Source organism: Streptomyces sp. OfavH-34-F, assembly GCF_022347745.1.
In the GTDB taxonomy this organism is placed as follows: Bacteria; Actinomycetota; Actinomycetes; order Streptomycetales; family Streptomycetaceae; genus Streptomyces.
Window position 1 is genome coordinate 1 of the sequence record NZ_JAKRGC010000223.1, and the last position, 10704, is coordinate 10704.

The following is a 10704-nucleotide window of genomic DNA, read 5'->3' on the forward strand; positions in this document are numbered from 1 at the left end:
CAACTCCCGGTCCGCCGCCGCGTACACCCGCAGCGACGCCACCCGGTCGCCCTGCGCGTCCCTGATGCGCTCCAGCCGGGCCTCCCGCTCCGCCAGGTCCGCCGCCGCGTCCCCGTGCGCCCGCTCCTCGGCCGCCAGCGCGCGCTGCGCCGCCTCCGCCCGCTCCAGCACCTCCCGGGTACGCGGGGCCAGCGCGGCGAGCCGGTCCTCCGACAGCCGGAGGAGCGCGTCGCCGCTGGTGCGCAGCGTCTCCTCCACCCCCACGTCCCGGCCGCGCAGGGCGGCCAGCCGCTCCGCGATGACCTCCTGCTGCTCCTGGAGCGCGTCCAGCGCCAGCACCAGCCGCTCCAGCCGGCGCAGTTCGTCCACCTGGCGGCGCAGCGCCTCGTGCTCGGCGAGCCGCTCCCGCAGCCCCTCCTCGGCGGCGGTCAGCTTCTCCAGCGCGGCGTGCGCGAGTTCGACCCGCTCGCGCTCCTGCCCGACCCGTTCGCGTACGGAGGCGAGCCGGCGCATCAGCTCCTCGGTGCCGCCGCCGAACGCCTCACCCGGCATCGCCGCCGCCAGCAGCGCGGGCAGCGCGTCCGCCAGCGCCCCGGTCTCGCCCAGCGCGTCCTCCAGCGCGAACAGCACGGCGAGCGCCGGCGCCCCGCTCTCCCCGCCGTCCACCCGCCCCAGCGCCGCCCCGGCCCACCGCAGCGCCAGCCCCAGCACCCGCAGCGCGACCTCCGCCTCCGGCTCCCGCGCACCGGGCCCGGCCAGCGCGGCGGCGATCTCCTCGGCGGCCTCGTTCACGGCGGTCTCCGTTCCCCGGTCGGTGCGCCGGCTCGGCGTGCAGGCGGACCATCATCACATCACCGGAAGCCCCCGCGCGAAGCCTTCCCGGCCGATACGATCGAATCGCCGGACCACCCCGGCCGCCGCACAACCACCGTACGAGCAGGGGGACTTCATGGCCGAAGTCGTGTCCTTCGAAGGGCCGGACGGAGCCTCGCTCCAGGTCGAGGTGCCCGACGACGCCCCCGGCCTCGAACGCATCTCGCGGGACTCCGGCGAGGTCGTCCGCGCCGGCCGCCGGCTGGAGGACGCCCTCGCCCAGACCAGGCCCGCCCTGCGCTCCGTGATGGAGTCGGTGCGCGCTCTCGGCCCCGACGCCTACGAGATCGAGTTCGGCATGAAGTTCAACGCCGAATCCGGAGTGGTCATCGCCAAGACCGCGGTCGAGGGACACTTCACGGTCAAGGTCTCCTGGAACCGCCCCCAGGCGGGCTGACGGACGGTGTCGCCCGACTGGGAGCGCCCGCCCTGGCTCGTCAGCGTACGCAGGAGCGAGCACGGCGACCCGGTGGGCGCCGGACTCCTCGTCACCCCGCGCCACATCCTGACCTGCGCCCATGTCGTCGGCCCCGGCCGCGCCCCCGAACCGCCCGGCCGCCCCGTCTACGTACGGTTCCAGTACGCCGCCCCGCACGATCCCCTTCCCGCCTCCGTCGTGCCCGGCGGCTGGCACCCCGACACCGGGGACGGCACGGGCGACGTCGCCGTCCTCGAACTCGCCGCGCCCGCACCGCCCGAGGCCGCGCCCGCCCCGCTGCGCACCACCGCCCCCGGCACCTGGGACCACCGCTTCCGCGCCTACGGCTACCCCGAGGAGCACAAGCGCCGGGGCGTCCCGGTGCGCGGCGAGATCATCGGCCACGCCGGCAGCGAGTGGCTCCAGGTCGAGGCGGGCCCGCACACCGGCTGGGGCCTGGAGAAGGGCTTCTCCGGCGGCCCCGTGTGGGACGTCAACAGCCGGGGCGTCGTCGGCATGCTCGTCGCCCGCGACTCCGTCACCTCCGTGGACCGGCGCACCGCCTACGCCATCAAGGTCGAGGCCCTCGTCCGCTACTGGCCCGCCCTCGGCCCCCTCGTCCGCGACCTGACGACGGACGAGGTCCGCGACCGCCTGGAGGACCTCCTGTGGACGCCGCTCACCGAGGACGGCGAGATCCCCAGGGCCGACCGGGTCGACCCGTACGACATCGGCGTCTGCCGCTCCAAGTACAGCGAACCCGGCCCGGACGACGACGCCCGCGCCCCCTACGTACGCCGCAGCCCCCAGGACGACCGGCTCGCCGAACTCCTCACCGGCCACCGGTTCGTGCTGCTCGCCGGGCGCTCCAAGGCCGGCAAGTCCCGCACGCTGTACGAGGCGCTGACGCGGGTCATGCCGGACGCCCGGCTCGTCGTGCCCCGCCCCGGCGACTCCGCCCGCCGCACCCTGGACGACCTCAGCCGGCTGGACCTGCCCACCGGCGGCGACCGGGCCGTGCTCTGGCTCGACGACCTGCACCGCTACCTCCACCCCGGCGGCCTCGACCTCCAGATCCTGGACCGGCTCGCCCGCCGCACCCCCGCCGTGACCGTCGTGGCGACCATCCCCGCCAAGCAGCGGGCCGCGCTCACCGCCATGGAGAACGACGTCGGCCGCATCGCCCGCACCGTGCTGAACAAGGCGGCCACCGTCGAACTGCCCTCACTGCTCGGCCCGCAGGACGCCGAGGCAGCCCGGCGCATGTACCCCGGCGAGGACTTCGCCGCCCGGGGCATCGGCGAACTCATGGTCGCCGCCCCCAGCCTGGAACAGCGCTTCACGGACGGCGCGGAGAGCTGCCCGGCCGGCTGGGCCCTGGCCAGGGCCGCCGCCGACTGGATGCGGATGGGCGTCCCCGACCCCGTCCCGGACGCCGTCCTGCGCGAACTGTTCGCCCACTACCTGGCCGAGCACCACCCCGCGCTCGACGCCGACGACACCGCCTACCGCACCGCGCTCGCCTGGGCCCGCGAACCGGTCGCGGGCACCATCGCCCTCGTCCACCGCGCCCCCGGCCCCGGCGGCTACACCGGCACCCCCTACCTCGCCGAATACCTCGACAGCCGCGACGACGACCCGTCCGCGCCCGTGCCCTGGTTCGCCTGGCGGTACCTCGCCGACCGGCGCCCGCCCGCCGCGCTCCTCCCCAGCGCCTACACCGCGCTCGTCCGGGGCGAGGAGACCATCGCCGAACGCCTTCTCCAGGGCATCGCCGACGGCACCGCCGACCGCGACAGCGCCGCCTGGGCCGCCCTGATGCTCGGCGAGATGCACCTCTACCTCGCCGACTTCGAGGCCGCCGCCCGCCTCCTGGAACGCGCCGCCGACTCCGGCGTGGACAGCGTCGTCCCGCTCGCCCAGGCCGTCCTCGCCGAACTCCTCATGATGTACGGCGACCGCGACCGCTCCCGCCGGCTCCTGGAGAGCGCCGTCGCCGCCCGCGACCCCCAGCTCTCCCAGGTCGCCCAGGTCAGCCTCGCCACCCTGCTCTTCGCGGACGGCGAGTACGAACGCGCCGAACGCATGCTGGAGGCGATCGTCGCGGCCGGTGACACCGAGGCCGCCCCGCTCGCCCAGGCCCGCCTCGTCAGCGTGCTCAGCGGAGCCGACGGGGACGCCGCGGGCGCCCGCACCGGACAGCGCCCCGGCAGCGGCCAGGGCAAGGCCACCGTACGCGCCGGCACCACCACCGTCGGCCGCACCGAACCCTCCGAACAGCCCTGGTCCCTGTCCCGCGCCGTCGGCGAGTCCATGGCCGGCCAGGTCGCCTCCGTCGCCCGCGCCAGCCTCGGCTCCATGCTCATCAGCCAGGGCGATGTGGACCGCGCCGAGGAACTGCTGCGCTCCGCCCTGGCCGGCGGCAGCTTCCACGCCGTGCCCCGCGCCCGCATCGGCCTCGGCGAACTGCTCATCGTGCGCGGGCGCAACGAGGAGGCCGAACAGGTCCTGCGCACCCTGATCGCCTCGGGCAACCCGCTCCTCATCCCGTATGCCAAAATCCTGCTCGCCGTGTCGCTGCGGCCGCGCGGCCTCATCGACCAGGGCATGGACCTGCTGCGCGAGGCCGCCGCATCAGGCCACCCGGCCCAGGGCCCGCGCGCCCTGTGCGGCCTCGCCGAGTGGTACGCCAACGAGGGCGACCTGGAGACCGCCGAGGAATGGTTCGAACGGGCCATCGCCACCGGCCACCCCGAGTGGGGCGGCATGGCACGCGTCGAACTCGCGCTGATGCTCGCCGCCGCCGGTGACGGCCTGGAACGCCCGGCCCGGCTCCTCGACGCCGTCATCGAGACCGGCCACCCCGGGCTCTCGCCGCTCGCCGCCGCCGCGTTCGGCGACCTCCTCGTCCGCGAGGGCCGCATCGAGGAGGCCGAGGAGGCGTACGGGCTCGCGGTCGCCTCCGGACACCGCGACTGGGTCCAGATCGTCCGCATCGAACTGGCCCTGCTGCGAACCGCCCGCGAAGGCGGCGCGGAGGAGGCCGCCGCCCTCTTCCGCGGCGTCATCGCGTCCGGCCACCCGCACCAGGCCCCGCGCGCCGCCGACCTCCTCGGCGACCTCCTCGTCCGCGAGGGCCGCTTCGAGGAGGCCGAGCGCTCCTACCGCCTCGCCATCGACTCCGGGCACGCCCAGTGGTCCCTCATCGCCCGCATGGACCTGGCCGTCATGCTCGCCGACCACGGCGACTTCGAGGAGGCCGAACGCCTGCTCCTGGTCGTCGCCGCCTCGGACGACCCCGGCGCCGAAGCCTGGGCGCGCGGCGTCCTCGGCGTCGTCCTTCTCGGCAGCGACCGCCCCGAGGAGGGCCGCGAGCAACTGCGGGCCGCCGCGGACGCCGACGTCGGCGCCGCCTCCCAGTTTGCCCGCTTCCACCTCGCCAAGTGCCTGGCCGCCGACGGCGAGGACGAGGCCGCCGAGGACCTGGTGCGCACCGTCGTGGACGGCGAACCCTCCCAGGTCACCGAGGTGGCACGGGCCTGGCTCGCGGTCCGGCTGCTGCACCGCGACCCGGAGGCGGCGCAGGCGCTCCTCGTCCGCGTGGAGGACTCCGGCGACGCGGAGGCCATCGTCGCCGGCTACCTCGGCGCCGGCGAGTACCTGCTGGAGACCGGCGAGGTGCAGACCGCCGGGGAACTCCTCGAAGCGGCGCTGGAGCTGTCCGGCCCGGACACCGCGCCCCGCATCGCCGCCCTGCTCGGCGTCGTCCGCCGCTCCGTCAACGACCTGGACGGGGCCCGCGAACTGCTCACCGACGCGCTGGCGGCCGGCGACCCGGAGACCGAACCGCTCGCCCGCCGCTACCTCGGCAGCACCCTCTTCCGCCTGGGCCTGCTGCCCGAGGCCGAGGAGGTCCTGCTGCCCCTGGCCCGCTCCGCCGACACCGAGCACCGCCCGCAGGCCCTGCTCCTCCTGGGCCGGGTCCTGGCCGCCGACGGCCGCCCGGAGGCGGCGTACCCCTGGCTGGAACAGGCCATCGAGTGCGCCGACGACGCCGACACGGAGACGGGCGCCCGCCAGACGTACGCCGAACTGCTGCTGAGCGCCGGACAACGGGAGCGCGCCCTGGAGATCTACGCCCCCCTGGCCACCCCCGACGACCCCGCACCCCCGCCGGACCCCCCGGCCCCGGACCTGCCCGGCGGCGACACCCCTACCCTGACCCTGCCCCGCCGCCCGGCCCCGCCCGCCCCGCACCCGCTGCCCCCGGCCCTGCTCACGCTGCTCGGCGACGTGGCGGCGGCCGAGGGCGCCCACGAGGAGGCGGCCTTCTGGTACGCCTTGGCGGACCGCACCCCGGACCCGACACCCCCGGCAACGACACAGGCCCACGGTTCCTGAGAACCGTGGGCCTGTGGTTGGTGTCCGAGGGGGGACTTGAACCCCCACGCCCGATAAAGGGCACTAGCACCTCAAGCTAGCGCGTCTGCCATTCCGCCACCCGGACAAGGTGTCTGTCTCGCGGGCCTCGCCCGTTCCGACGTGGAAAACCATAGCAAACATTGGAGGGTGCTCGATCACGCCAGGTCCCCTGTGAAGGGCGTATGGCGAGGTGCGTGCGGCCTTGGGTGTGCGGGCCGGGCGCGGGAGGATGAGGGGGAGCACCGCGGCGACAGTGGAAGGAACCAGCGTGAGCGAGACCAATGCGGCCCTGAGCGGCTTGGGCGAGACTGCCGAGAACGAGGTGGTGGACCTCTGTCGTGACCTGATCCGTATCGACACCAGCAACTACGGCGACCACTCCGGGCCCGGCGAGCGGGCGGCCGCCGAGTACGTGGCCGAGAAGCTCGCGGAGGTCGGGCTGGAGCCGAAGATCTTCGAGTCCCACAAGGGGCGGGCGTCCACCGTGGCGCGGATCGAGGGCGAGGACCCGTCCCGGCCGGCCCTGCTGATCCACGGCCACACCGACGTGGTCCCGGCCAACGCCCACGACTGGACCCACCACCCGTTCTCGGGCGAGATCGCGGACGGCTGCGTGTGGGGCCGGGGCGCGGTGGACATGAAGGACATGGACGCGATGACGCTCGCCGTCGTGCGCGACCGGATGCGCAGCGGCCGCAAGCCCCCGCGCGACATCGTGCTCGCCTTCCTCGCCGACGAGGAGGCCGGGGGCACGTACGGGGCCCGCTACCTGGTGGACGAGCATCCGGACCTGTTCGAGGGCGTCAGCGAGGCCATCGGCGAGGTCGGCGGCTTCTCGTTCACCGTCAACGACAACCTGCGGCTCTACCTCGTCGAGACCGCGCAGAAGGGCATGCACTGGATGCGCCTGACCGTGGACGGCACGGCGGGCCACGGTTCCATGACCAACGACGACAACGCGATCACCGAGCTGTGCGAGGCGGTCGGGCGGCTGGGCCGGCACACCTGGCCGGTGCGGGTGACCAAGACCGTGCGGTCCTTCCTGGACGAGTTGTCGGACGCGCTCGGCACCCCGCTGGACCCGGAGGACATGGACGCCACCCTGGCCAAGCTGGGCGGGATCGCCAAGATGGTCGGCGCCACCCTGCGCAACTCCGCCGCCCCGACCATGCTGGGCGCCGGCTACAAGGTCAACGTGATCCCCGGACAGGCCACCGCCCACGTGGACGGGCGGTTCCTGCCGGGGTACGAGGAGGAGTTCCTGGCCGACCTCGACCGCATCCTCGGCCCGCGCGTGCGGCGCGAGGACGTGCACGGCGACAAGGCGCTGGAGACCGACTTCGACGGGGCGCTCGTGGACGCCATGCAGACGGCCCTCGGGGCCGAGGACCCGATCGCCCGCGCGGTCCCGTACATGCTCTCCGGCGGTACGGACGCCAAGTCCTTCGACGACCTGGGCATCCGCTGCTTCGGCTTCGCCCCGCTGAAGCTGCCGCCCGAGCTGGACTTCGCCGGCATGTTCCACGGCGTGGACGAGCGGGTGCCGGTCGAGGGCCTGAAGTTCGGCGCCCGCGTCCTGGACCGGTTCATCGACCACAGCTGATCCGTCCGCCGATCCCTGGTCCGCGCCGACGCGTGACGGCGTAATTCGCCAGGGTGTACGCCTCTAACCGGAACGGGTGAATGGGGCGTTTTACTCGTAGCCCCGTTCACTCCCTCCTCGTTACAGGTGATGCGGTCCGCGGCTGGGACCGTGTTTGCCAACTAGGAGGAATCATGATCAAGAAGATCGTCGCCGCGGCGGCTGCCACCGGTGGTCTGGTGCTCGCCGGCGCCGGCATGGCCGTGGCCGACTCGGGTGCGCAGGGTGCCGCCATCGGCAGCCCCGGCGTCATCTCGGGCAACGTCATCCAGGTTCCCGTCCACGTTCCGGTGAACGTGTGCGGCAACACGATCAACGTGATCGGGCTGCTGAACCCGGCCTTCGGCAACGTCTGCGTCAACGACTGACGTTGCGCGTCAACCCGTAAGGGTTTGAGCCCGCTCGGCCCCGGAGCGCACTCCATGCGTTCCGGGGCTGCGGGTCCTTTGCCTCCGCACGGTAGTCCGGGGGTACTCCGGAAGGTAGAAGGCAGGAAACACGTATGCGACAGGTCACGCGAAAAGGCCTGATCACCATGGCGGCCGCGGGCGGCGTTCTCGCCCTCAGCGGCGGCTACGCGCACGCCGACGCGGGAGCGTCCGGCGCCGCGACGAATTCCCCGGGGGTGCTTTCAGGGAATTCGGTGCAGATTCCGGTCAACGTGCCGGTCAACGTCTGCGGAAACTCCGTGGACGTCGTGGGGCTGCTGAACCCAACCTTCGGCAACTCCTGCGCGAACACGTCGAACGGCGCGTCCGCCGGCGGCCACGACGCCGCGTCGGGCACGTCCGGCAGCCACGCCGGCGCCCCGGCCTCCGGGGGACACGGCCAGGGGGCGGGCACCGGCAAGCACCGGGCCGACGGCAACGGGGGCGGCGCCACCGCCGAGGGGTACACGCACGGGTCTCCCGGGGTGCTGTCGGGCAACCTGATCCAGGCGCCCATCGACATCCCCGTGAACGCCTGCGGCAACAGCGTCGACGTCATCGCGCTGCTCAACCCCGCGTTCGGCAACTCGTGCGAGAACAACAGCACGCCGCCGGTGGACGTTCCGGAACCCCCGCCCGAGCACGTCACCCCGCCGACCCCGGAGCCGCCCGCTCCGGAGGTCCCGAACGTGCCGGAGCCGCACGGGCCGGAGACGCCGCAGCTCGCCCACACCGGAGCGGGCGGGCTCGACCTCCTCATTCCGGCCAGCGCGGGACTGCTGCTCGCCGGTGCGGGCACGGTGCTCTACCGCCGCGCCAAGGCCGCCGCCTGACGGCAGCCCTCCAGGGGGTGGGTACGACGAAGGGAACGGGCCCCGCACACGGCGGGGCCCGTTTCGCATGCTCAGAAGGGCTGCGGCCGGACCGTCCGGCTCACCACGTGGCCCGTAGCTGACGGATGATCCGGCGGCGCAGCCGCACGCGGCGGCTGCCGTCCCGGCGCAGCGTCAGGCGGTCCAGCTCCCAGTGCCCGTACTCGGCATGGTCGGTCAACAGGCGGGCCGTGTCCTTCCGGGACACCCCGCGTGGTACGTACACATCGACAAATTCGTATTCCGGCATCGAATCCATTGTGCGGGCAGGGGCCCGGTACGGATAGCGTCTGCCCCATGTCTGATGCTGCGCAGCCCACCGCTGCCGAGGTACGCGCCGCCGCCCACGCGGTCAAAGCCGCGATCGACCACCACCTCGCGGCGGTCGAACGCCGGTCGGGGGACGATGATCCCGCCGTATACGACGCGTTCAACGCATTGGCCGCCGCGGCGGAGGCCTACGACGAACTCCTCTACGACCGCTACGACGAGGTCACCCCCTTCGAGATCCCGGGAGAGCAGGACGCCCTCCCGCCCTACAACGGACCCGACGAGCCGCACGCGATCAGCGTGCTGATCCGCCGCGACTACGCCGTGGCGGAGCCCCAGCGGCTGCTGGCCCAGGCCCAGCGCCTCGCCGACGCCGACCCGGACCTCCGGGACGGCGGGGGCGCGGAGGCGGCCGGCGGCAGCGTCCACGCCGCCCTCGGCGTGCTCTTCGGCGAGTACGAGGCCGACGAGATCGCCTCCCGGCACACCGAGTTCGGCCTGGAGGAGGGCGACGCCACGCTCTGGGTGGCGGCGGCGGACGAACTGCCCGAGCCGGGGGAGTGGCTGGCCGCCCCCTTCGACGACACGGACCCGGAACTGGTGGTCTGCCGGTTCGACGTCAGCGCCGTCTTCGACGACGACGACCTCGACGACGAGCCGGAGGGGCCGGCGCTCGGCCTCGGCTGACCGCCCGCACCGCAACCGGCAAGAGGGCCCCGCGGACGCCCTGTGCGCCCGCGGGGCCCTCCCGCGTCCCCCTACGGTTCCTGCGGGGCTTCCAGGAGCGTCCGCAGGCGTGTGGTGCGCTCCTGGGCGGGCACCTCGGCGACCGCGCGCGGCAGCGCCTGGTCCACGCCGTGCACCACGGACAGGTGCCGCTCGCCCCGGCCGAACGCCGTGTAGACCCACGGCCGGCTCAGCCCGCGCGCCGCGTCGCCGGGCAGCACCACGACCGCGGCGGGCCACCGCATCCCGGCCGCCTGATGGGCGCTGAGCGCCCACGCGTGCCGCACGGACCCGGCGACCCGCTCCTGCGGCACGACGACCGGGACACCCGCGCAGTCCAGGTGCAGCCCGTCCGCGTCCGCCGACACGACGACGCCCGGCACCGTCCGCCCCGGCGCCGGGACATGGGCCACCCGGTCGCCCGGATCGAACCCGCCGAAGCGGCCGGGACCGGGGTTGAGCCGCTGCTTCAGCGCCTCGTTCAGCGCACGGGTGCCGGCCGACCCGCCGTGGCCGACCGTGATGACCTGGGTGTCGCCGGACGGCACCCCGAGGGCGCGCGGCACCGAGTCGGCGACGAGCTGGACCGTGCGGTGCACCGCCTCGCCCGCGTCCCGCACGGGCACGATGACGACCTCCTTGCCGGGTGCGGCCACCTGGTTCAGCTCACCGGCGCCGATGCCGGAGACCAGCTCGCCGATCGGTCCCGCGTCCGGGGTGCGCGAGACGACGCGGGGGCAGGCGCGGGCGGCCAGCACGTCCGCGAACACCTGGCCGGCGCCCGCCGACCCCAGCACCCCGGGGTCGCCGCTGAGCACCAGGCGGGTGCCGTCCGCCAGGGACTCCACCAGCATCGCGCCGGTCTCCACGTCCAGCTGGGGCGCGTCCAGCACGACGAGCAGGTCGAGGGCGAGCGCCCCCTCCTCGTCCCGGCCCGGCCCCTCGGCGCCGGACAGCAGCCCGGCGAGCGTCACGGCCGCCTCCGGGTCGCCGATGTCCCGGGCCAGCCGCCGCCGGCCGTCCTCGCTGTGCGCGGCGCCCAGGGCCCGCAGG

At 74.5% G+C, this 10704-nt stretch carries 9 protein-coding genes and 1 tRNA gene; 6 read left to right on the top strand and 4 right to left on the bottom strand.

The features are described from left to right. The coding region (locus MHW47_RS25455; protein ID WP_239226104.1) for a hypothetical protein at positions 1-792 on the bottom strand (792 nt) is incomplete at its 3' end. 157 nt (positions 793-949) lie between these two features. On the opposite strand from MHW47_RS25455, the gene MHW47_RS25460 reads away from it, so the two are divergent. Continuing rightward, positions 950-1270, top strand: coding sequence for a CU044_2847 family protein (locus MHW47_RS25460; RefSeq protein ID WP_239226105.1), 321 nt, complete (start codon positions 950-952; stop codon positions 1268-1270). A 6-nt stretch (positions 1271-1276) separates the two neighbouring features. After that, positions 1277-5692, top strand: coding sequence for a tetratricopeptide repeat protein (locus tag MHW47_RS35980; protein ID WP_308381715.1), 4416 nt, complete (start codon positions 1277-1279; stop codon positions 5690-5692). Between the two features lie 18 nt (positions 5693-5710). Here MHW47_RS35980 and MHW47_RS25475 read toward each other — a convergent pair. After that, positions 5711-5798 (bottom strand) — tRNA-Leu (locus MHW47_RS25475). A 183-nt stretch (positions 5799-5981) separates the two neighbouring features. On the opposite strand from MHW47_RS25475, the gene MHW47_RS25480 reads away from it, so the two are divergent. The 3 genes from MHW47_RS25480 (at position 5982) to MHW47_RS25490 (ending at position 8616) form a co-directional block, all read left to right on the top strand. Continuing rightward, positions 5982-7316, top strand: coding sequence for a M20/M25/M40 family metallo-hydrolase (locus MHW47_RS25480; RefSeq protein WP_239226106.1), 1335 nt, complete (start codon positions 5982-5984; stop codon positions 7314-7316). A gap of 173 nt (positions 7317-7489) precedes the next feature. Beyond that, entirely contained in the window at positions 7490-7723 is a 234-nt protein-coding gene (gene chpH / locus MHW47_RS25485) for a chaplin ChpH (protein ID WP_239226107.1), read from the top strand. A gap of 134 nt (positions 7724-7857) precedes the next feature. Continuing rightward, the gene (locus MHW47_RS25490) at positions 7858-8616 is read left to right on the top strand and encodes a chaplin (RefSeq protein ID WP_239226108.1); all 759 of its coding nucleotides are present in this window, start codon (positions 7858-7860) and stop codon (positions 8614-8616) included. 100 nt (positions 8617-8716) lie between these two features. Here MHW47_RS25490 and MHW47_RS25495 read toward each other — a convergent pair whose 3' ends face one another. Then, positions 8717-8905 carry a DUF5703 family protein gene (locus MHW47_RS25495; RefSeq protein ID WP_018103708.1) on the bottom strand — a complete coding sequence of 63 codons (189 nt, stop codon included), beginning with the start codon at positions 8903-8905 and terminating at the stop codon, positions 8717-8719. Between the two features lie 47 nt (positions 8906-8952). On the opposite strand from MHW47_RS25495, the gene MHW47_RS25500 reads away from it, so the two are divergent. Beyond that, a complete protein-coding gene (locus tag MHW47_RS25500) occupies positions 8953-9612 on the top strand; it encodes a hypothetical protein (RefSeq protein WP_239226109.1) in 660 nt (219 codons plus the stop codon). Between the two features lie 71 nt (positions 9613-9683). Here MHW47_RS25500 and MHW47_RS25505 read toward each other — a convergent pair. Beyond that, a partial coding sequence (locus tag MHW47_RS25505; RefSeq protein ID WP_374230150.1) for an AAA family ATPase occupies positions 9684-10704 on the bottom strand: 1021 nt, incomplete at its 5' end.